17 protein-coding genes are annotated in these 21419 nt (G+C 72.1%); 8 read left to right on the top strand and 9 right to left on the bottom strand.

What is annotated here, in order from left to right:
• The first annotated feature begins 327 nt into the window (after positions 1 to 327).
• Positions 328 to 4275, top strand: a complete 3948-nt coding sequence (gene eccCa / locus ABZ635_RS17880; protein WP_357766148.1) for a type VII secretion protein EccCa — start codon at positions 328 to 330, stop codon at positions 4273 to 4275.
• 59 nt (positions 4276 to 4334) lie between these two features.
• Entirely contained in the window at positions 4335 to 5531 is a 1197-nt protein-coding gene (locus tag ABZ635_RS17875) for a S8 family serine peptidase (protein WP_357766074.1), read from the top strand.
• A gap of 135 nt (positions 5532 to 5666) precedes the next feature.
• Here the strand turns inward: ABZ635_RS17875 and ABZ635_RS17870 are convergent, their stop codons facing one another.
• On the bottom strand, positions 5667 to 8015 hold the full coding sequence (locus ABZ635_RS17870; RefSeq protein WP_357766071.1) for a DEAD/DEAH box helicase: 2349 nt from the start codon (positions 8013 to 8015) through the stop codon (positions 5667 to 5669).
• Between the two features lie 233 nt (positions 8016 to 8248).
• On the opposite strand from ABZ635_RS17870, the gene ABZ635_RS17865 reads away from it, so the two are divergent.
• Together ABZ635_RS17865 and ABZ635_RS17860 are read left to right on the top strand one after the other, a co-directional pair.
• A complete protein-coding gene (locus tag ABZ635_RS17865) occupies positions 8249 to 8596 on the top strand; it encodes an STAS domain-containing protein (protein WP_357766068.1) in 348 nt (115 codons plus the stop codon).
• A 13-nt stretch (positions 8597 to 8609) separates the two neighbouring features.
• Positions 8610 to 9164 (top strand): ATP-binding protein, encoded by a 555-nt coding sequence (locus tag ABZ635_RS17860; RefSeq protein ID WP_357766065.1) that lies wholly within the window; start codon positions 8610 to 8612, stop codon positions 9162 to 9164.
• An 88-nt stretch (positions 9165 to 9252) separates the two neighbouring features.
• Here ABZ635_RS17860 and ABZ635_RS17855 read toward each other — a convergent pair whose 3' ends face one another.
• The 3 genes from ABZ635_RS17855 to nth form a co-directional block, all read right to left on the bottom strand.
• Positions 9253 to 10431: a MarP family serine protease gene (locus ABZ635_RS17855; protein ID WP_357766062.1), complete on the bottom strand. Its 1179-nt coding sequence runs from the start codon at positions 10429 to 10431 to the stop codon at positions 9253 to 9255.
• 23 nt (positions 10432 to 10454) lie between these two features.
• A complete protein-coding gene (locus ABZ635_RS17850; protein ID WP_357766059.1) occupies positions 10455 to 11108 on the bottom strand; it encodes a CoA pyrophosphatase in 654 nt (217 codons plus the stop codon).
• Positions 11109 to 11245: 137 nt separating this feature from the next.
• Positions 11246 to 11902, bottom strand: coding sequence for an endonuclease III (nth, locus tag ABZ635_RS17845; protein WP_357766145.1), 657 nt, complete (start codon positions 11900 to 11902; stop codon positions 11246 to 11248).
• A 413-nt stretch (positions 11903 to 12315) separates the two neighbouring features.
• On the opposite strand from nth, the gene ABZ635_RS17840 reads away from it, so the two are divergent.
• The gene (locus tag ABZ635_RS17840) at positions 12316 to 12990 is read left to right on the top strand and encodes a Crp/Fnr family transcriptional regulator (RefSeq protein ID WP_187294582.1); all 675 of its coding nucleotides are present in this window, start codon (positions 12316 to 12318) and stop codon (positions 12988 to 12990) included.
• Between the two features lie 139 nt (positions 12991 to 13129).
• On the opposite strand, the gene ABZ635_RS17835 is transcribed toward ABZ635_RS17840, so the two are convergent.
• The 4 genes from ABZ635_RS17835 to ABZ635_RS17820 all read right to left on the bottom strand — a co-directional run bounded on the left by ABZ635_RS17835 (position 13130) and on the right by ABZ635_RS17820 (position 15565).
• Entirely contained in the window at positions 13130 to 13936 is an 807-nt protein-coding gene (locus tag ABZ635_RS17835; protein WP_357766056.1) for an MBL fold metallo-hydrolase, read from the bottom strand.
• Between the two features lie 94 nt (positions 13937 to 14030).
• Positions 14031 to 14870 carry an NUDIX hydrolase gene (locus tag ABZ635_RS17830; RefSeq protein WP_357766054.1) on the bottom strand — a complete coding sequence of 280 codons (840 nt, stop codon included), beginning with the start codon at positions 14868 to 14870 and terminating at the stop codon, positions 14031 to 14033.
• A gap of 59 nt (positions 14871 to 14929) precedes the next feature.
• The gene (locus tag ABZ635_RS17825) at positions 14930 to 15391 is read right to left on the bottom strand and encodes a RidA family protein (RefSeq protein WP_357766051.1); all 462 of its coding nucleotides are present in this window, start codon (positions 15389 to 15391) and stop codon (positions 14930 to 14932) included.
• Positions 15392 to 15565, bottom strand: a complete 174-nt coding sequence (locus tag ABZ635_RS17820) for a DUF4177 domain-containing protein (RefSeq protein WP_017546677.1) — start codon at positions 15563 to 15565, stop codon at positions 15392 to 15394.
• A 145-nt stretch (positions 15566 to 15710) separates the two neighbouring features.
• Here ABZ635_RS17820 and ABZ635_RS17815 point away from each other — a divergent pair, with 145 nt between their 5' ends.
• On the top strand, positions 15711 to 16778 hold the full coding sequence (locus tag ABZ635_RS17815; protein WP_357766048.1) for an ArsA-related P-loop ATPase: 1068 nt from the start codon (positions 15711 to 15713) through the stop codon (positions 16776 to 16778).
• Complete coding sequence (locus ABZ635_RS17810) at positions 16775 to 17992, top strand: ArsA family ATPase (RefSeq protein WP_357766045.1); 1218 nt, start codon at positions 16775 to 16777, stop codon at positions 17990 to 17992. Before ABZ635_RS17815 ends, ABZ635_RS17810 begins: the two co-directional genes overlap by 4 nt.
• A 152-nt stretch (positions 17993 to 18144) precedes the next feature.
• Here ABZ635_RS17810 and ABZ635_RS17805 read toward each other — a convergent pair whose 3' ends face one another.
• Positions 18145 to 18471: a WhiB family transcriptional regulator gene (locus ABZ635_RS17805; protein WP_357766042.1), complete on the bottom strand. Its 327-nt coding sequence runs from the start codon at positions 18469 to 18471 to the stop codon at positions 18145 to 18147.
• 435 nt (positions 18472 to 18906) lie between these two features.
• Here ABZ635_RS17805 and ABZ635_RS17800 point away from each other — a divergent pair, with 435 nt between their 5' ends.
• Positions 18907 to 21297: a penicillin-binding protein gene (locus ABZ635_RS17800; protein ID WP_357766142.1), complete on the top strand. Its 2391-nt coding sequence runs from the start codon at positions 18907 to 18909 to the stop codon at positions 21295 to 21297.
• Positions 21298 to 21419: the final 122 nt, after the last annotated feature.

Raw genomic sequence — 21419 nt, 5'->3', positions numbered from 1 at the left:
GGGTCGGTTTACGGGTGCGGGATAAATACACCCGTGGAGGAGACTGGACCGGGGCACGCCATTCCTCCTCGGAAGGGCTGGGGACGGCGCCCCCGATCACGAAATGCTGGGCTAGACTAGCACCACTTGCGGAATTCCGGACATGACGTTTCGGAAACTCTGCCCCGGGGATACCGTTGCTCATTCGGGCCTCGGGGCCCGCCATCGGAAACCGAATCCGACTCTGGGGTTCGGTCCATTCACCCTGTCGTAATAACACCGGTTCGGTCCGCCCGACGCCCCTGCCGCGAATCCCGGCTGACCAGGGGAAAGAGAAGGGATACGCCGATCAGCACCATCCTCGTCCGCAGACCCGCACGCCGCCCCGGGCCCGAGCCGCCCGAGGGCGAGCTCTCCCTCCAGGAGCCGCCGGTCCTCCCTGAGCAGGAGAACAGCATCTCGGGGGTCTTCATGTACCTGCCGATGGCGCTGAGCTCGCTCGCGATGGTGATGATGTTCATCCGGCCCTCCGGGGCGGGTGCCCTGGGCACCGCGATGCCCTTCATCGCGGGCGGCATGATGGTCGTCGGCGCGGTCGCGATGGTCGGCGGCCAGATCCTGCGCGTGCGGATCGAACGCAGCCGCAGGCTCTCCGGCGACCGGCGCGACTACCTGCGCTACCTCGGCCAGATGCGCGGACGGGTGCGGGAGGTCGTGGTGGCCCAGCGCGAGGCGCGCGCGTGGAACGGACCCGACCCGGACGCGCTGTGGTCGCTGGTGCGCACGAGCAGGCTCTGGGAGCGCAGGGGGAGCCACGACGACTTCGCCGAGATCCGCGTGGCCGTGGGGGAGCAGCCGCTGCAGACGCGCATCGCCCCGCTGTCGACCAAGCCGGTGGAGGACCTCGAGCCGCTGTGCGCCCACGCGCTGCGGCGCTTCATCAACGCGTACGCCACCGTCGCGGACTTGCCGGTCTCGCTTTATCTACGCGGTTTCGCGCATCTGGGGCTGAGCGGCGACGCCGAATCCAGCCGTGCAATGGTGCGCGCACTCGTGGGTCAGGTCACAGTTTTTCACGCGCCGGACGAATTGCGTGTGGTCGCTTGTGTGAACGACGAGCGAATGGCCGACTGGGAATGGATGAAATGGCTCCCGCATTGCATGCACCCGAAGGAGCGCGATGGTGCCGGACCCGTCCGGCTGATCGCCCCCGACGCCATTGAGCTGGAAAGACTCGTCGGCCCGGACCTGGCGGACCGGCCGCCCTTCGACCCCCAGGCGGTGCCCGGCCGTGACGAGCCGTTCACGGTCATCATCGTCGACGGCGGAGTCGTGCCGCAAGGGTCGAGGTTGCTCAGCGGCGGCTTTCGCAACGCGATCGTGATCGAAGTGGGCACTGATCGCATGTGGGACGGAGCGCCTCACACACTCTCACTCAGGGTCGAAGGGGATTCCCTGGAGATGTGCGAGCTGGACCGTTCCGGCCGCGAGTCCTTCTCCCACCTCGGACGTCCCGACGCCCTCGACCTGCCGCGCGCCCGCTCCCTCGCGCGCATGATGGCGCCCTACCGGGTCAGCGTCGCCGCCGACGTGGTGGAGCCGCTCACCACCGACTTCGACCTCACCGCCCTGCTGGGCATTCCCAACCTCCACACGTGGGACGCCGCCCGCGAGTGGGAGCGCGAGCGCCCGGAGAGTCGCCTGCGGGTGCCCATCGGCATCGCCGCCTCGGGCGCTCCCCTGGAACTGGACCTCAAGGAGTCGGCTCTGGGCGGCATGGGCCCGCACGGCATGCTGATCGGCGCCACCGGTTCGGGCAAGAGCGAGCTGCTGCGCACGCTCGTGCTGTCCCTGGCACTCACGCACTCCTCCGAGAAGCTCAACTTCGTCCTGGTGGACTTCAAGGGCGGCGCCACGTTCATCGGTCTGGACGGGCTCACCCACACCTCGGCGCTGATCACCAACCTGGCCGACGAGACCTCCCTCGTGGAACGCATGCAGGACGCCCTGCACGGCGAGCTGATCCGCCGCCAGGAGCTGCTGCGCTCGGCGGGCAACTTCAGCTCGGTGCACGAGTACGAGAAGGGCCGCCGGAGCGACCCGACCATGGAGCCCATGCCCACGCTCTTCGTGATCGTGGACGAGTTCAGCGAGCTGCTCGCCGCCCACCGGGACTTCATGGAGCTGTTCGTCATGATCGGCCGCCTCGGCCGGAGCCTGGGCGTGCACCTGCTGCTGGCCTCCCAGCGACTGGACGAGGGGCGCATGCACCAGTTGGAGAGCCACCTCTCCTACCGGATCGCCCTGCGCACGTTCTCCGCGATGGAGAGCCGGGGCGTGCTCGGTGTGGCCGACGCCCACCAGCTGCCCCCGGCCCCCGGGTCGGGCTACCTGAAGTCCGACACCGAGGAACTCACCCGGTTCAAGGCCGCCTACGTCTCGGGCCCCTACCGCGCCAAGCGCCGCACCGCCCGGGCCTCGGCAGCGGCGCGCGAGATCACCCCCTTCCTCCCCGGGTACGTGGCCGGGCCGCCCGTCGTCGAGGCGGAGCCCGAACCGGAACCGTCGGAGGAGGCGGACACCACCCTCCTGGAGACCGCGCTGGAGGCCGTGCGCGACGTCGGCCCCCCCGCGCGTCAGGTGTGGCTGCCTCCCCTGGACCAGGCCCCCACCGTGGCCGAACTTTTGCGTGCCGAGGGCGCACCCGACCTGCCCGTCTGGGGCACGGACCCGGTGCTCACCGTTCCCGTCGGCCTGGTGGACCGCCCCTTCGAGCAGTTGCGCACCCCGCTCACCGCCGACCTGCGCGGCGCGGGCGGGCACACCGCCGTGATCGGCGGGCCGCAGAGCGGCAAGAGCACGCTGCTGGTCACGTTGATCACCGCGCTGGCCCTCACCAACACCCCGGAGCAGGTGCAGTTCTACGTCCTGGACTTCGGCGGCGGCACGCTGCGCGGTGTGGCGGACCTGCCGCACGTGGGCGGGATCTGCGGGCGGATGGACGTCGAGCGCGTCACCCGCACCGTCGCGGAGATGACCGCCCTGCTGGGCCGCCGCGAACAGTTCTTCGCCGAGCACGGAGTCGACTCGATCGGCGCCTACCGGCGCCGCCGGGCGGCCGGGGAGTTCTCCGACCAGCCCTACGGCGACGTGTTCCTGGTCATCGACGGCTGGGCCACAGTGCGCGCGGACATGATCGACCTGATCGCGGAGATCACGCAGATCGCGCAGCGCGGCCTCAACTACGGCATCCACCTGATCGTGGCGTCGCCGCGCTGGGCCGACGTGCAGTCCAGCCTGCGCGACCTGCTGGTCACCCGGTTCGAACTCCGGCTGGGCGACGCCGTGGACTCGGCGATCAACATGCGCCAGGCGGAGAAGGTGCCCCGTATCCCCGGGCGCGGCCTGACCGCCGAGTACAAGCACTTCCTGTCCGCCCTCCCCCACCTGGAGGAGGGACCCGACGCCTCCGTGGCCGACGTCGTGGAGGCCGTCAAGGAACGCTGGGACGGGGCCCGCGCGCCGCAGGTGCGGCTGCTGCCCCTGTCACTCCCGGCGTCGGACCTGCCCGCCCCCCAGGCGGGGCCGAAGATCGCGCTCGGCCTGGAGGAGCGGCGCCTGGAACCGCTGTGGCACGACTTCTCCGTCCTGCCGCACATGCTCGTGGTCGGCGACACCGAGAGCGGCAAGACCAACCTGCTGCGGCTGATCACCCGCACCATCCGGGAGCGCTACAGCGCCAACGAGGCGCGTGTGGTCGTGGTGGACCCCCGGCGCGGCCTGTTCAACGCGATCCCGGAGGAGCAGCGCCTGGGGTACGCGGTCACCGGCGAGAGCGCCCGCGAGATGATGATGGCCGCGGCCCAGGCCCTCAAGCCGCGGCTGCCCGGGCCGGAGGTCACCCCCGAGCAGCTGCGTGAGCGGTCGTGGTGGGAGGGGCCCGAGCTGTTCGTGGTCATCGACGACTACGACCTGCTGAACTCCGGCGGCGGTGGGCCGCTGACCCCGCTCATGGAGATGCTGCCCCACGGCGCCGACATCGGGTTCCACCTGATCCTGGCACGCGGCGCCGGCGGGTTCAGCCGGGCCATGGGCGAGCCCGCGCTGCGGATGCTCATCGACGCGAACACCCCGAGCATGGTGTTGTCGTGCCCGCCCTCCGAGGGTGTGCTGTTCGGGTCTTTGCGGCCGCAGCGCCTCCCCCCGGGCCGGGCGCTGCGCTTCGACCGGCGCGACCCGGTCAAGGTGCAGCTGGCGCTGGACCCGGAGACCGAGGAGGCGGACTCCCGCGACTGACGGGGGCCGTGTGGGGTAGGCGACCGCGAGGTCGGTGGCAGAGAGGATCGGGAGGCCCCGTGGCGAACGGAGCGGAACGGAGACGGCGGTTCGGGGCCGGGGCCGGCCTGGCGGCGGTGCTGTTCGCGGCGGCGGCCGGGCCCGCCCTGGCGGACGAGGTGCCGCCCGCGCTGACACAGGTCGCGCCCGAGTTGGCCGAGGACGTGTGCGTGCCGCCCTCCGAGGAGGTCGTGAACCAGGAGCTGTGGACCGAGAACGCCCTGGGCCTGCCACGGGCGCGGTCCGCGTCCTCCGGGGCCGGGGTGACCGTGGCCGTCGTGGGGACGGGTGTGGACGACTCCTCCGCCGCGCTCAGCGGCGCGGTGGACGGGGCCGGTGAGGACTGCACGGGGTTCGGGACCTTCCTCGCCGGGATCGTCGCCGCGCGGCCGCAGCCCGACAGCGGCCTCGTGGGGGTGGCACCGGGGGCCCGGGTGCTCGCCGTGCCCGTCACCGACGACTGGGGCGGCACCGACGCCGACGCGGTCGCCGAGGGCATCACCGACGCCGTCGGCGACGGCGCCGATGTCGTGCTCGTGGGTGTGGCCATCCCGGTGGGCAGCTCCGCGTTGGAGAAGGCGGTCGACACCGCCGTGCAGGAGGACGTCCTCGTGGTGGCGCCGTCCATGGCGCTCGTCCAGCGCGACGCCTACGCGGCCGTCCCGGCGACCCGCAGCGACGTGTTGGGGGTGGCCGGAACCGGTACGGACGGGGTCCCGCTGGTCCCGGCGCCCCCCGGCGGCGGGGCCTCGGCGCCCGACCTCACCGCGCCCGGCCAGTCGGTGCTGAGCCTGGCCCCGGGCGGCGACGGGCACGCCGTGGGCGAGGGCGACGCGGTCGCGGCCGCGTTCGTCGCCGGTGTGGCGGCGCAGCTCCGGTCCGACGACCCGGAGCTCAGCGCGGCCCAGACGGCCGAACGCCTGGTGATGTCCGCGTACCCGGACGCCGAGGGCGGGGCGGGCTTCGTCGACCCGGTGGGCGCGCTCACCCGGAACCTGGGCCCCCGCTCGGGCGACGGGGCCGAGGCCGAGTCGTTCGCCCTGGACCTGCCCCGTGAGCCGCACCGGGGCGCGGTCATGGCGGTGGTCGGTGGGACGGCGCTCCTGGTGACGATCTGTGCCGTCGGCGCCGCCGCCGCCCGTCGCCTCAGGTCCAAGGCCGAGGCCGGGGCGAAGGCGGGAGCCGGGGTCGCCCCCAAGGCGCGGAGCGTGCTCTGAAGGCCCCTCGGCGCGGGCGTTCGGGTGCGGGGCGTGGTGGCCATCGCGGGTGGGAGCGGGTCCGGGTCCCGTCTCCGAAAGGCACTGTCCACAGCCTGTGGACAGCCCGACCCGAACCGACCGCCGTCCGCGCCCTCAGCGGTCCGCCGCTCCCCCGCCGCCGGGCAGCCCGCCGCCGGGCCCGGGGCCGTCCGCCCCAGGTCCCCCGAGCACCTCGTCCAGGAGCCGGAGCGCCCCGGACTTGCTCAGGGGCTCGTTCCCCGTCCCGCACTTCGGGGACTGGATGCACGACGGGCACCCCTGGTCGCACTCGCAGTCGGCGATCGCGGCCCGGGTCGCGGTGAGCCACTCCCGGGCGGCCGCGTACCCCCGCTCCGCGAACCCGGCTCCGCCCTCGTACCCGTCGTACACGAAGACCGTCAGCTTCCCGGTGTCCCCGTGCAGGGCTGTCGACACCCCGCCGATGTCCCAGCGGTCGCAGGTGGCCAACAGCGGCAGCAGCCCGATGGCCGCGTGTTCGGCGGCGTGCGCCGCCCCCAGCAGGGCGACGTCCGCCCCCCGCAGCCGGTCCTCCCCCTCCCTCGGCAGCGTCCACCAGACCGCCCGTGTCTGGAGGGTGCGTTCGGGCATGTCCAGCGATTGTTCGCCGAGCACCGAACCGGTGCGCACGTCCCTCTTGAGGAAGCCCACCACCTGACGGACCACCTCGACCTCGCCGAAGCACACCCGCGCCCCGCTGGGCCAGGTCTCCTCCCGCAGCACCGACCGCACGGTGATGTCCGTGGTGTCCCGCGCCCAGGTGCTGTAGGGCGGCTCGGCGGCGTGCACCAGGGCCACGCCCTCCTCCAGGTCGAGGTCGTCGACGAGGTAGGTCGCCCCGCGGTGCAGGTACACCGCTCCGGTGTGGACGGTCCCGTGCGCGGCGGCCTCGTCGATCTCCCCGAGCAGCTGCCCGCTGGCGGTGTCGACGATCTGGACCGGTGGCCCGCCCGCGCCACGGATATCGGCGAGGTCACTTGCCCGTTCGTTGCTGGTCCAGAACCAGCCCCGGGGGCGCCTGCGCAGCATCCCCCTCGCCACCAGTTCGGTGAGCCTCGCCTCCGTGGTGTCACCGAAGAGGGCGAAGTCGTCACGGGTGATCGGGAGTTCCTGGGCGGCTGCGCACAGGTGCGGCCCGAGGATGTGCGGGTTTTCCGGATCGAGGACGGTGGCCTCCACCGAGCGTCCGAAAATGGCTTCGGGGTGGTGGGCGAGGTAGGTGTCCAGGGGGTCGTCCCGCGCGATGAACACCGCCAGGGCGTCCTGCCCGCGGCGGCCGGCCCGCCCCGCCTGCTGCCACAGGGACGCCAGTGTGCCCGGCCAGCCGGCGATGAGCACCGCGTCCAGCCCGCTGATGTCCACCCCCAGCTCCAGGGCGTTCGTGCTGGCCAGGCCCAGCAGCTCCCCCGAGCGCAGGGCCTCCTCCAGCTCGCGCCGTTCGCTCGCCAGGTAGCCGCCCCGGTAGGCCGCCACCCTCCCGGCCAGGTCGTGCTCCCCCTCCTCGGTGAGCATCCGGCGAGCGTTCATGGCGACCACCTCCGCCCCCTGGCGCGAACGCACGAACACCAGCGTCCTGACCCCGTCCCGCACCAGGTCGACCAGCATCTCCGCGGCCTGGGACGGAGCGGTCCTGCGCACCGGGGCGCCCTGCTCCCCGGTGAGGTCGGTGAGCTCCGGCTCGACCAGTGCCACCGACATCCCGGGCCGGGGAGAGCCGTCCTCGCTCACGGCGGTCACGGGCACGCCGGTCAGCCGGGAAGCGCTCTCGGCGGGCGAACCCGAGGTCGCCGAGGCCAGCACGAACACCGGCTCCGAACGGTAGCGGGCGCACACCCTGCGCAGACGCCGCAGGATCTGGGCCACGTGCGAGCCGAACACCCCCCGGTACCGGTGGGCCTCGTCGATCACCACGTAGCGGAGCCGCCGCAGGAACCCCGACCACGCGCCGTGCCGGGGCAGGATGCCGTGGTGCAGCATGTCGGGGTTGGTGAGGACGTAGTTCCCGTGCTCGCGCACCCACGAGCGCTCCTCGGGTGTGGTGTCACCGTCGTACACGGCGGCCCGCATGCCCGAAAGTCCGAGGTCCGTAATCCACCGGAGCTGGTCCTGGGAAAGGGCTTTCGTGGGAGAGAGGTAGAGCACGGTCTGCCCGGAGTCAACCGCGTCAACTGCGGGCATAAGGAAGGCAAGCGACTTCCCCGAGGCGGTACCCGTGGCTATGATCACATCGCGGCCCGAGCGTGCGAGGTCGGCGGCGGCTGCCTGGTGGGACCACGGAACCGTGATCCCCCGTTCAGCGAGCCGTTCGACGAGATGGGAGGCTGTCCATTCCGGCCAGTCCCCCCTCACTCCCGCGTTCCGGGCCACATGCTCGACATGGGTGACCTGCGGGTACCGGGTGTCGTCACGCCACACACCGGGGAGCGCGGGCTCCGATCGCCTCATCGAGTCCCCTCCTCACTGGACGCCTTCGCGGGTCGTCGGCCCTCGTTCCCGGATTCGGGTCACCGCTCGACGCCGGTTTCAGTGTGACATCCGGGGTAGGAGTGGCGCGGGGTCACCGTTTTCCCGTGCATCGCGGGAGGACACTCTCGACACCCGTGGTTGAATGCGTGCTGGTGGGGTAACGCCCGGCAGAGATACTTCGCGATATTTCGCGGTTCGGCGCTGGAGGACTAGTGGATTTGAAGCTTGATCATTACACCGAGGGCGACACCGAGATCGTCGTCGTTGAGGGTGAGATCGATGTCTATACCGCGCCCCGGCTCCGCGAGCTGCTGATCGACCTGGTCAACAAGGGCAACTTCCACCTCGTGGTGAACATGGAGAAGGTGGAGTTCCTGGACTCGACGGGCCTCGGTGTGCTTGTGGGCGGGTTGAAGCGGGTCCGTGCACACGACGGGACCCTGGACCTGGTCTGCACCCAGGAGCGGATTCTGAAGATCTTCCGGATCACCGGACTGACCAAGGTGTTCGGCATCCACAGCTCGGTGCAGGAAGCCATCGACAAGCGTCCGTCGAAGTAGCCCAGAGCGAGCGATGGCAACCATCACGCTCACGATCAGCGCGCTCCCGGCCCACGTGCGCACGGCCCGGCTCATGGCCGCGACCGTCGCACGGCGGGCGGGTATCGCCGCCTCCGCGATCGACGAGATCAGGCTGGCGGTCGGAGAGGCCTGCTCCCGGGCGGTCGCGGCGCACAAGCTGCACTGTCCCACGCAGCCGATCCAACTCCAGCTGATCGACGGCAACGGCCGTGATCCGGTGGCGGACCCCCGTACCGAGGCCCCGGAACGCACGCCGCTCTCCAACGGGAGCGCGACGCGGCGTTTCGAGGTCGTCGTCTCCGACCGTGCCCCCGCGAAGGACACCGAGGAGACGACCCACCACCTGGAGCCGTTGCTCGACGGCCTCTTCCTCGACGGCGGGGACACCCCTCCCGGCGGGATCTCGGGGTTCTCCCCCGGTCTCGGCCTGGCGGTGATCACCGGCCTCGCGGACGAGGTGAGCATCGAACCCGAGGAGTCGGGCACGGTGGTGCGGATGAGCTGGCCGATCCAGGCGGACCAGAACCAGAACCCGAGCTCGAACTAGGCACCACGTCACGAGGGGGCGCCTCCCGGTGCGGGAGGCGCCCCCTCGTCGTACCGGTGCCTCGGGGACCCGGCGCGGGGCCCCGAGGTCAGTCGCAGGTCTGGGAGGAGACCTCGGCGGTCGCGGTGAGCCCCGTCGCGGCGTTGTCGGCGACCTCGTCGGCGGTCAGGACGTAGCCGGTCTCGTCCTCGTTGGTGGCGGCGGCGAACACCACGCCGTACACGGTGCCGTCGGGGGCGAGCAGCGGGCCGCCGGAGTTGCCCGGGCGCACCACGGCGCGGACCTGGTAGATCTCGCGGCTCACCTGCTGAGCGTGGTAGAAGTCCGAGCCCTGCGCGGTCTGCTTGGCGCGGACGCGGGCCGGGACGGCCGTGAATCCGCTGTTGCGCGGGAAGCCCGCCACGACGGCGTCGTCGCCCTGGGCGGCCTCGCCGTTGAACTCCAGGGGCTCCAGGTCCATCCCCGGCACGTGCAGCACGGCCAGGTCCTGCTGGGCGTCGAAGAGCACGAGCGTGGCCTCCAGCTGGTGGCCGTCCCGGGTGACCACGCGCAGGTCCTCGGTGACCCCGGCGACCACGTGCGCGTTGGTCATGATGCGGTCCGGACCGTAGACGAAACCGGTGCCCTCCACCCGCCGCTGGCAGGAGGGGGCGGTGCCGAGCACCTTGACCACACTGCGGCTCGACTCGATGAGCTCGGGGGTGGTGAGGACGTCGGGGTCCGGCGGGTCGACCTCGGCGAGTTCACCGGTGCCCAGGCCGCTGAACACCTGCGGGAAGGCGCTCTGGTCCACCACCCGGCGGAAGGTCGAGAACCCCTGGTGGGCGGCGCCCGGCATCAGCGCGTCCACCGACTGGAGGATGCGCGAGTCCTTGACCTGCTGGGACACGTAAGGCAGGGCCGAGTTGGCCACCGTGCTCCCGATGAACCAGGCGACCAGGAGCACCGAGACACCGCTGACGACGGCGCCGCCCAGGGCGTCCACGACGCGGGCCGAGTCCCAGGTGACCTTGTTGCGGACCATGGTGCCCAGGTAGGAGGCGAGGAACTGGCCCAGGGCCGCGGACAGGAACACCACGGCGATGGCCAGCAGCGCCTGGCGCCCGGGGTCGGCCACCCAGTCCTGGATGTACCCCGGAGCGGTGAGCGCCGCGACGATGCCGCCGCCGATGAAGCCGACGAAGCTGAACACGCCGACGATGAACCCCTGCCGGTACCCCGTCACCGCGAAGAGCAGCAGCAGGATGACCAGAACCGCGTCGAGCACGGATGCCCTCCAAGAAGTGAGCGTTACCCGACCGGACGGAGGCCCTGCGGGGTGGCTTCGAACACGTCAGTGAGACCCCGGTCGTGCCAGGGAAGTTCCCATTCCCCGAGAACGAGCAGGCTGTCGATGATCGCGCCGGTGAATCCCCACACGAGCATGTCGTTCACGCGGAAGCCGGGGCCCCATCCGGGTCCGGCCCCGTAGCGGACCTTGACCCTGTTGGCGGGGTCGGCGAGGTCGGCGACGGGGACCCGGGCGACGGCGGCGACCTCGCCCGCGTCGGCCGCGCGGACCTCGGAGGGTTCGCGCCACCAGCCGAGGACGGGGGCGACCCGGAAGTCGCTGAAGCTGAGGTAGAGCTCGGGGAGGCGGCCGACCACGTCGATCCCGTCGGGGATCGCGCCGGTCTCCTCCTCCGCCTCGCGCAGCGCCGCCGCCTCGGGGGAGGCGTCGCTGGGTTCGATGCGCCCGCCGGGGAAGGCGGGTTGGCCCGCGTGGCGGCGCAGCCCGGCGTTGCGCTGGATGAGCAGGAGGTCCGGCCCCCGGTCGGTCTCCCCGAAGAGGATGAGCACCGCCGACTCGCGGCCGCCCCGCTCCGGCGGGCGCATCGGCTTGGGCACCGGCATCGTCTGGGCGGCGTCCGCGAGCGCGGACAGCCAGAGCGGGGTGGAGTTCATTCGCTGGGAACCTGTTCCGGGGTTGTCACGCGGAGTTCGGTACGGGTGCGGACGCCCGGGGCCCGGTGTGCGCGCACTCACGTCAACTCAGAGTACAAACTCCGAGGCTGCCCGCACCCGTACGGCCCCGTGCCGGTTCAGGCGAACGAGCGCAGACGGAGCAGCTTGGTGGCGGTGGCGGTGTCCGTGGGGCCCTCGCCGAAGGACGGGCACCAGCGGGCCACTCCGCACGCGCCGCAGGCGGGCCGGCGGGCGTGGCACACCCGGCGGCCGTGCCACACCACGTGGTGGGAGAGCATCGTCCAGTCCTTGGGCGGGAAGAGCTCGCCGACCGCGTGCTCGACCTTGACCGGGTCCTCCTCGTCGGTCCACCCGAAGCGCCGGACCAGGCGCCCGAAGTGGGTGTCCACGGTGATCCCCGGCACACCGAAGGCGTTACCGAGCAGTACGTTTGCGGTCTTTCGTCCTACACCGGGTAGTTTGACCAGGTCGGCGAGGTTTCCAGGGACCTCGCCGCCGTGTCGTTCGCACAGGGCCTGGCCCAGCCCCATCAGGCTGTTGGCCTTGGCCCGGAAGAACCCCGTCGAACGGATCATCTCCTCCAGCTCCTCGCGCCTGGCCGACGCGTAGGCCTCCGCGTCGGGATAGCGGGCGAAGAGCGCCGGGGTGACCAGGTTGACCCGCTTGTCCGTGCACTGCGCGGACAGGATCGTCGCGACCAGCAGCTCCAGCGGGTTGGTGAAGTTCAGTTCGGCGTGGGCGTCCGGATACAGCTCCGCGAGCTCCCGGTTCATCTTCCGGGCGCGGCGGACCAGCGCGAGTCGGCTCTCCCCGGTGGGCGTGGCGTCCTCCGGCACGGCCGCTCCGTCGTCGGGCGCGGCGTGGCGGGGCTCTGGAGTGTGGGACATCGTCACAGGGTAGGCGTCCGGTCGCGGGGGCACGCCCGGGTCGCGCGCGCGGTTGTCGGGATTCGACCGCGTGCCGACGTTTCGACTGGTGACCGAGATTATGTAACCAATGTCCGGTCACCCGGCGCGGACACGCCCTGTCCCAGGTCGACAACGACTAGGATCACATGGGCTGACGTCGGCTGTTGTGGGCACGTTGTCTCCCGGCGGACATGCCGTGGTCACGAACTGGATTCCCACCCGGTTGCGATATACGTCACACTGTTGACGGTCAGGTTTTAGGAGGACGTGTGGACGAGATCAACGAGGTGCTCCGGAAGGCCCCTCTGTTCGAGGCGCTGGACGAGGAGGACACGGCCGCGCTCCGCTCCTCGGTGAACGAGGTGCGTCTCGGTCGCGGTCAGACCCTGTTCAACGAGGGTGACGAGGGCGACCGCCTGTACGTGATCCTCAGCGGGAAGGTGAAGCTGACCCGCACGGCCGTCGACGGCCGCGAGAACCTGCTGGGCGTACTCGGCCCCAGCGAGATGTTCGGCGAGCTGTCGCTGTTCGACCCGCGCCCGCGCACCGCGAGCGCCGTGGCCGTCACCGACTCCGTGCTCGCCGGGCTCGGCCACGACGACCTGCGGCCCTTCCTCTCCAGCCGCCCGCAGGTGGGCCTCCAGCTGCTGAAGTCGCTGGCCGCACGACTGCGCCGGACCAACGACGTGATGGCCGACCTGGTCTTCACCGACGTGCCCGGCCGCGTGGCCAAGGCCCTGCTCGAACTCGCCGACAAGTTCGGCAAGGAGGGCGACGACGGCCTGCACGTGCACCACGACCTCACCCAGGAGGAGCTGGCCCAGCTGGTGGGCGCCTCCCGCGAGACGGTCAACAAGGCCCTGGCCGAGTTCGCCCTGCGCGGCTGGCTGCGGATCGAGGCCAAGGCCGTCGTCCTGCTGGACGTCGAGCGCATGCGCCGCCGCGCGCGCTAGCGGCGCCCAGCCGGGTCACACACGCTGTGCGGCCGTCGCCCCCCAGGGCGGCGGCCGCAGCGCTGTCAGGGGGACGTCAGGAGCTCTCAGCCGCCCCGGGCCCCGCACGGAGCCGCCGCGCGCGGAGCGGGGGCGTGGCCTAAGCGCCGAACCCTTTGGGCAGCTCGCCCAGGATCTGGAGGTAGCGCAGCTGGGCCCGCACCGAGGAGGCCGCAGCGGGGCGCACGCTCTCCACCACGTCCGGGTACACGCGCTCGACGATCTCCCCGACTCCCGCCGCCCCGGCCGCCACCGCCGCGCGCACCTGCTCCAACCGCGCCTCGCGGTGGTCGATGTAGGAGTTCAACGCGGCCAACGGCGAGGTGAGCACCGGCCCGTGCCCCGGCAGCAGGGTCCGCACCCCGTACTCCTCCACCAGGCCCCGGAGCCGGAACAACGACTCCATGTAGGGAGCCAGGCCGTCGTCGCCGTCGATCACCGTGGTGCCGTGGCCCAGGACCGTGTCACCGGTCAGGATCGCGTCGTCGGCCTCCAACAGCAGGCACACCGAGTCGTCGGTGTGCCCGGGAGTGGCGATCACCCGCGCCTCCAGGCCCTCCACCTCGATCAGCTGGCCGTCCACCAGCCCGGAGCCGCCCACCCTCACCTCGGGGTCCACCGCGTGCACCGGCGCCCCCGTCAGCTCGGAGAAGTACCGCGCGCCCTCGGCGTGGTCGAAGTGCCGGTGCGTCACCACGGTCATCTGCACCTGGGCGCCCTGCTCCTGCACCGTCCGCGCCACCCGCTCCAGGTGGCGCTCGTCGTGCGGGCCCGGGTCGACCACGACCACGCCGCGCGCGCCCGGCTCGCGCAGAATCCAGGTGTTGGTGCCCTCCAACGTCATCGCTCCGGGGTTGGGGCAGAGCACACAACCGGCGCGCAGTGTCCCGGAACCGTCGATCCTCATCGCACCTCGCTTCGATCGCCGTACCCGGACCGTTCCGAGCGCCAGCGCGGGGCCGCTCCGTCGCGGGCGCGCCCCGATGCGGGGGTGCCCGCGCTCAGCGCGCGGCGTCGGGTCCCGGCAGGGGGAAGTCGCCGCCACCCGGCGTCACGACCCGGATCTGACCGTCAACCTCACGAACGTCCGGTTCGAGGGGAACGATATCCCGTTGGGCGCTTCTCACACCTTCGAGGGTCCGCCGGTCGGCCAGCTCGGCGCAGGCGACCACGGTCGGGGGCAGCATCGGCATCCGGCCCGCGGCCCACTCCCCGGCGACCTCGGCCGGATCGGTCCACCGGGTGAGGTCGGCCTCCCCGCCGACGTCGCGGGCCTCCTGGCCGGGCGGTAGCTCGGCGGTGAAGAACCAGGTGTCGAAGCGGCGCGGCTGGCTCCTCGGAGTGATCCATCGCGACCACGCGCGCAACCACTCCGAGCGCAGCACCAGTCCGCGACGGCGCAGCACCTCGGTGAAGGAGTACGTGCGGTCGATCAGGCCGAGCCGGTCCCGCTCCCAGTCGTCGGTGGAGGTGTCGAGGGTGATGGCCTCCTCACCGGCCCGTTCGGGCTCGCTGGCCAGCAGCACCCCGGTCTCCTCGAAGGTCTCGCGCACCGCCGCGCACACCAGCGCGCGGGCCCGGGGGACGTCCGTCCCCAGCACCCCCGCCCACTCCTCGGGGGTGGGGCCGGTCCAGGGCAGGCCGCCGTCGGCGTCGCGCTCGTCCACGCGGCCGCCGGGGAAGACGTACGCGCCCGGGGCGAAGCCCATGGACGCGACCCTGCGCATCAGCAGGACCTCCATGGGGCGTTGTGCCCGCTCCGCCCCGGAGCCCGCCACGGGACGCAGCAGCATCACCGTGGCGGCGGGGCGGGGCCGGGCCACACCGTCGTTCTCGGTCATCGACACACTCCCGTCGTTCGCGAAAGCCGCGCTGTGGCCCGGGTCGTCCTCGGGTCCGGTCAGCGGACCTCGACGATCATGTCAACCTCGACCGGCGCGTCCAGCGGCAGGGAGGCGACTCCCACGGCGGCACGGGCGTGCACCCCGGCCTCGCCGAACACCTCGCCGAGCAGCTCGCTGGCCCCGTTGACCACACCGGGGTGGCCGGTGAACGCGGGGTCGCTGGCCACGAAACCGCCGACCTTGACGATCCGCACGACGTCGGACAGCTCACCGATCTCGGCCCGCACCGCCGCGATGGCGTTGAGGGCGCACACGGCGGCCAGCTCCTTGGCGGTCTCCGCGCTGACCTGCGCGCCGACCTTGCCGGTGACCGGGAGCGCGCCGTCGACGAACGGCAGCTGGCCGGAGACGTACACGTGGTCACCGCTGCGGACCGCGGGCTGGTAGGCGGCAACCGGGGGCACCACCTCGGGCAGGGTGAGCCCCAGCTCGGAGATCCGCTCCTCGGGGGTCGCCATCTACTTCGCCCGCTTCATGTAGGCGACGTACTGCTGGTTGCGCGGGTCGGTGCCCTCGGGCAGCGGCGCGGGCACGACGGAGACCAGCTCCCAGCCGTCCTCGCCCCAGTTGTCCAGGATCTGCTTGGTGGCGTGCGACAGCAGCGCCACGCTCTGGTACTCCCACTTGGTCATCGTCTACCCCTCTCGGTCACCGGCGGCCCAGAGGACCGCCCCTCAACGCCGCTCACCTTACTCACCCGCGCTCACCCCCGAGGTCAGGCAGACCCGGTCGCACCTGCCCGGCCGCCCTCCGGGGCCCGCACATAGACTCCGTGGGGTGAGCGATCGTGAACAGGCACCGCGCGGCGACGATCCGGGAGCGGCGTTCGCCGGTGCCCGACTGCACATCGTGACGGGCAAGGGCGGCACGGGGAAGACCACCGCCGCCACCGCACTGGCCCTGGCACTGGCCTCCCGAGGCGGCCGGGTGCTCCTGGTCGAGGTGGAGGGCCGCCAGGGAGTGGCCGCGCTGCTCGGAAGCGCACCGCTGCCCTACGAGGAGCGCGAGATGCTCACCGCGCCCGGAGGCGGCTCCGTACGTGTGCTGGCCGCCGACCCCGAGTCGGCTCTGCTGGAGTACCTGGAGCTGTTCTACGGCCTGCGCCGGGCCGGTCAGGCCCTCACCAGGACGGGAGCCGTCGACTTCGCCACCGGCATCGCGCCCGGTCTGCGCGACGTCCTGCTCACCGGTAAGGCCACCGAGGCCGTGCGACGGCGCGCGGGCGGCCGGGGCCGCTCCTCCACCCCCGCCCCGGGCACACCCTTCCGCTACGACGCCGTGGTCATGGACGCGCCGCCCACCGGACGGATCGGTCGGTTCCTCAACGTCGGCTCCGAGGTGGCAGGGCTGGCCCGGGTGGGACCGGTGCGCGACCACGCCGACCGCGTCACCGAGGTGCTCCGCTCCGCCTGGACCCGCGTGCACTTCGTGACTCTCCTGGAGGAGATGCCCGCCCAGGAGACCCGGGACGGCATCGACGAACTCCGCGGGCTGGGCCTGCGTCCGGGGGCGGTCCTGGTGAACCTGGCGACCCCGGCTCGACTGGACGCCGCGACCGTCACCGCCGCCGCCACGGGCGACCTGGACACCGCGCCGATCGAGGCGGGACTCAAAGCGGCCGGACTGCGCCCCGAGCTGCTGGAGGCACACGAGGAGCTCACCGCCGACCTGGCGGCCGAGGTGCGCGCGCACGCCGTGCGCCAGCTGTTGGAGGAACGGGTCCGACGCGACCTGGCGGAGCTGGGAGCACCGATCGTGGAACTTCCCTGGATGGAGGGCGGGGTGGACCTCGACGCGCTGGGCGCGCTGGCCCGGAGCCTGATCGACCAGGGGGTGGAACGGTGACCGGGGACCGGCCGGGAGGCGGCGCGGGCCCGCTGGGGGCGGGCGGGTGCGCGGCGCTCGACGTCGACGCGCTGCTGGACGACCCCCGCACCCGGATCGTCGTGTGCTGCGGGTCGGGCGGGGTCGGCAAGACCACCACCGCCGCCGCGCTGGGGCTGCGCGCGGCCGAACGCGGGCGGCGCGTGGTGGTGATCACCGTGGACCCGGCCCGGCGCCTGGCGCAGTCCATGGGCCTGGGCGAGCTGGACAACACCCCCCGCCCGGTGCCGCTGCCGGACTCCGCCGGGGGCACCCTGCACGCGATGATGCTCGACATGAAGCGGACCTTCGACGAGGTGGTCCGGGAGCACGCCGACCCCGAGCGGGCCCGCCAGATCCTGGCCAACCCCTTCTACCGGACCCTCTCCACCGGCTTCTCCGGCACACAGGAGTACATGGCGATGGAGAGGCTGGGGCAGCTGAGCCAGTCCGGTGAGTGGGACCTGATCGTGGTCGACACCCCGCCCAGCAGGTCCGCCCTGGACTTCCTGGACGCGCCCAAGAGGCTGGGCCGGTTCCTGGACAGCGGCCTGCTCCGTTTCCTGAGCCCTCCGGCGACCGGGGCGTTCCGGCTGCTCGGCGCCGGGTTCAACGTGGTGGGGTCGGTCGTGGGCCGGATCGTCGGCACCCAGTTCCTGAACGACCTGAGGTCGTTCGTCTCGGCCTTCGACTCGGTGTTCGGCGGCTTCCAGGAACGCGCCCAGCGCACCTACCGGCTGCTGCGGACCCCGGGGACGGCGTTCGTGGTGGTGGCGGCGCCCGAGCCGGACGCGATGCGTGAGGCCTCCCACCTCATCGTCCGGCTGGCCGCGGACTCCCTGCCGCTGGCGGGGCTGGTGGTCAACCGCACACACCCGTTGCCGTCCGGGGCCGCCGCCCGGCTGGGCGCCGAGGAGGCCTCCGCCGCGGCCGACTCCCTGGCGGAGGCGGGCGCCCACCCGCTCGCGGCGACGGCGCTGCGGCTGCACGCGGAACGGGTCCGGACGCACGAACGGGAGGAGCGTCTGCGGGCGCGGACGCTGGCGGCGCACCCGGGGGTGCGGGTGGTCGGGGTCCCGGCCGGTCCGGAGGACGTGCACGACCTCGACGGCCTGCGCGGGATCGGTGGGGCGCTCGCGCGTCCGGCCCGGCGGGCCGAGGAGACGGCAGGGGACGAGCGCACCGGGGAGCCGTAGGCCGGGGCCCGGCGCGGCCGTGGGGCACGGCAACGCCCGGCCGGGCCCGACGGCGGTGCCGGGCGGGGCGAGGGCACGGCCGAGGGGAGCCGTGCGGAAGGGCACCCGTCGGCTCCGGCACACGAGCCCGGCTCGCGGAGCCCTCCCCTGGCTCACCCGGGCCAGGGGGGCGTGTCCCGCAGGGTGCGCGCGAGCCGGGACAGGTCGTCCTCCCCCTCCCGGCACACCTCCTCCAGCACCGGCGCCCAGTCCGTGACGTCCGGGTGCTTGCGCAGCAGGGAGCGGCGCTCCCGCTCCGTCATGCCGCCCCACACCCCGAACTCGACCCGGTGGTCGAGCGCGTCGGCCAGGCACTCGACCCGCACGGGGCAGCCGTGGCAGAAGAGCTTGGCCCGGTTCTGCGCCGCGCCCTGGACGAACAGGGCGTCGGGGTCGATGTCCCGGCACAGGGCCTCGGTCGTCCACTGTTCGGTCCACATGTGGCCCACTTCCCAGACGTGTGCTAGCGCCCACGGTCAAAGGTGGTTGGTGTGCTCTGGTTGAGTGGAGGTACACACGGTGGCCTCCCGCTACCGCGTGGGGCGCGACGCGCACGCATCGTCACCGCGCCCCGTATCTCGAAAGTACGGTTCGGATCGCCGCGCCAACAGAACCCACTCGACCCACTTTCCGTCTCACGGATATGGCCCGAGCGGGCCATTGCGCGACAGGCCGACCACCCTCCCCAACCAGGGCAGGGGCGCGTGTCGGCCGAACCGCACCCGGGACTGACGGCGATAACCGTGGAAAGATGGTCCGGGGCACGACTCGTGCGTCGTCATGGCGATTCAGCGCGAAAACGCACCGTCCGTTACCGATCGCACCGCTTCTGAGCGTTCGTGGTCACTTAGTCTGATGGGGTGGGTCAGGGGACATTGCTTCAAAGAATCAGCCAACTGGTCGTCGTCGGCGCGATCGCCGGCCTCCTCGTCGCCGCACTCGCCCTCCCGGCGGTCGGCGGCATGGGGATCACCGCCCGCAACGTCGCCAGCGGCTTCCTGGACATGCCCAGCCAACTGGAGACTCCTCCACCTCCTCAGCGGTCGACCATCTACGACCGCGAGGGCGGTGTGATCGCGGAGATCTTCGACCAGAACCGTGAACTCGTCGACATCGACGACGTCTCGCCCGTGATGGTCGACGCCATCCTCGCGATGGAGGACTCCCGCTTCTACGAGCACGGCGGCCTGGACGTGTCCGGCACGCTGCGCGCCGCCCTGCGCACCCTCGGCGGCAACACCGAGGGCGCCTCCTCCATCACCCAGCAGTACGTGAAGAACGTGCAGATCGAGGCCGCCACCTCGCAGGAGGAGCTGGAGGAGGCCCGCGAGGAGACCATCGCCCGCAAGATCCGGGAGCTGCGCTACGCCGTGGCCCTGGAACAGCGGATGTCCAAGGACGAGATCCTCGAGGGCTACCTCAACATCGCCTACTTCAGCGACGGCGCCTACGGCGTCGAGTCCGCCGCGCAGCACTTCTTCCAGGTGCCCGCGAGCGAGCTGGAGCTGCACCAGGCCGCGACCATCGCCGGTCTGGTCCGCTACCCGTACCTGTACAACCCGCGCTTCTTCCCCGAGCAGACCACCGAGCGGCGCAACGTCGTGCTCGACCGCATGGTCGCCACCGGGGCCATCACCGAGGCGGAGGCCGACGAGGCCAAGGCCGAGGACATGGAACTCGACCTCGACACGCCGCCCAACGGCTGCGTCCCCAGCGACCAGCCCTTCTTCTGCGACTACGTGGTGCAGGAGATCGAGCAGGACGAGCGGTTCGGCCCCAACGAGACGGAGCGGGCCCGCTGGCTGCGCACCGCCGGTCTGGAGATCCACACGACCCTGGACCCGCAGGTCCAGGAGTCCGGCCAAAAGGCCGTGGACAAGTGGGTTCCGCGTGAGAACGACTCCCGCAAGGTGGCTGCCCAGGCGGTCGTCGAGCCCGGCACCGGCCACATCCTCGGCATGATGCAGAGCCGCAACTACGGTCCCGACGAGAGCAAGCTCGGCGAGACCTCCATCAACTTCACCACCGACGCGGACCGGGGCGGCAGCAGCGGCTTCCAGGCCGGGTCGACGTTCAAGGCGATCACCCTGGCCGCCGCCCTGGAACAGGGTCTGCCGTTCGGCACCTCGTTCAACTCACCGAGCTCCACCACGGTGAACGGACAGACCTCCTGCAACGGGGGACGGCTGGCGTCGTGGTCGCTCAGCAACGCGGGTGACAGCAACGCGGGCACGCACAACATGATCTCCGGCACGAAGGCCTCGTCCAACACCTACTTCGCCCAGCTCCAGGCCCGCGCGGGTCTGTGCAACACCATGGAGATGGCCGAGAAGATCGGGCTGAAGCGCGCCGACGGCACGCTGTTCACGGAGAACGAGAACTCGCTCGCCAACAGCAGCTTCACGCTGGGCAGCGAGGAGGTCTCCCCGCTTCGGGTGTCCAACGCCTACGCGACCTTCGCCTCCGGTGGCGTCTACTGCGAGCCGCAGGCCATCACCCGGATCGAGGACCGCCAGGCGGGCACCACGATCGAGATCGAGCCCGAGTGCGAGCGCGTGATGGACGAGGACGTCGCCGACGGCACCAGCTACCTGCTGTCGCAGACCTTCAACGGCGGCACCGCCGCCAGCCTCGGCATCGGCCGTCCGGCGGCGGGCAAGACGGGAACCACCGACGGTTCCGCGGCGGCGTGGTTCGCCGGGTTCACCCCGCAGATGGCCAGCAGTGTGTTCGTCGGCGACCCGCGCGGCCCCCAGCAGCACCCGCTGCGCAACGTGCGGATCGGTGACCGGTACTTCGGCACCGTGTACGGGGCGACCATCCCCGGCCCGATCTGGCAGGAGACCATGCGCGGCGCCCACGAGGGCCTGGAGACCCAGCAGCTGGCGTCCGCGCCCGGCAAGTTCGGCTCCACCTCCGAGCCCGCGCCTCCGAAGAAGGAGGACGACGACGCGGACGAGGAGGCCAGCCCGGCCAGCCACGACGGGGGCGTCCCCAACGTCATCGGTCTGAGCGAGACCGACGCCGTGGCCGCCCTGGAGGCCGCCGGCTACTCGGCGAACGTGTCCGGCACCCGGGTGCGCTCCGCCGAGCCCGAGGGCACGGTGGCCGTGGTCAACCCCGACCCGGGTCGGCCGCTCCCCGAGGGCGCGACCGTCAACGTGTTCCTGAGCAGCGGTGGCGGCCGGGCCAACGCCGAGGACAGCCCGGGCCGCGGCGACTGGTACCCGGTGACCCCGGCGTCCCGCGGCGGCCGGGAACACTGACCCGCGGGCGACCGAACGACGGGAGGGGCGGCGGTGACGATTTCGACGGCACTGAGGGGGAACAGAACCGCCGTGCGCGCTGCTGACCACATACGGAATACGAACGCAGGATGACGAGCCCC

The sequence above is a fragment of the Nocardiopsis sp. NPDC007018 genome, assembly GCF_040635075.1.
Classification (GTDB): Bacteria; Actinomycetota; Actinomycetes; order Streptosporangiales; family Streptosporangiaceae; genus Nocardiopsis.
Note: the sequence above shows the minus strand (reverse complement) of the source record. Positions and strands in the feature narration are given on the sequence as shown.

Coding starts and splice junctions, on each gene's coding strand:
- ABZ635_RS17870 (WP_357766071.1), bottom strand. CDS start 8,015: ATGAGGCGATCGGAGCCCGCGCTCCCCGGTGTGTGGCGTGACGACACC.
- ABZ635_RS17860 (WP_357766065.1), top strand. CDS start 8,610: ATGGCAACCATCACGCTCACGATCAGCGCGCTCCCGGCCCACGTGCGC.
- ABZ635_RS17850 (WP_357766059.1), bottom strand. CDS start 11,108: ATGAACTCCACCCCGCTCTGGCTGTCCGCGCTCGCGGACGCCGCCCAG.
- nth (WP_357766145.1), bottom strand. CDS start 11,902: ATGAACCGGGAGCTCGCGGAGCTGTATCCGGACGCCCACGCCGAACTG.
- ABZ635_RS17835 (WP_357766056.1), bottom strand. CDS start 13,936: ATGAGGATCGACGGTTCCGGGACACTGCGCGCCGGTTGTGTGCTCTGC.
- ABZ635_RS17830 (WP_357766054.1), bottom strand. CDS start 14,870: ATGACCGAGAACGACGGTGTGGCCCGGCCCCGCCCCGCCGCCACGGTG.
- ABZ635_RS17825 (WP_357766051.1), bottom strand. CDS start 15,391: ATGGCGACCCCCGAGGAGCGGATCTCCGAGCTGGGGCTCACCCTGCCC.
- ABZ635_RS17820 (WP_017546677.1), bottom strand. CDS start 15,565: ATGACCAAGTGGGAGTACCAGAGCGTGGCGCTGCTGTCGCACGCCACC.
- ABZ635_RS17805 (WP_357766042.1), bottom strand. CDS start 18,471: ATGTGGACCGAACAGTGGACGACCGAGGCCCTGTGCCGGGACATCGAC.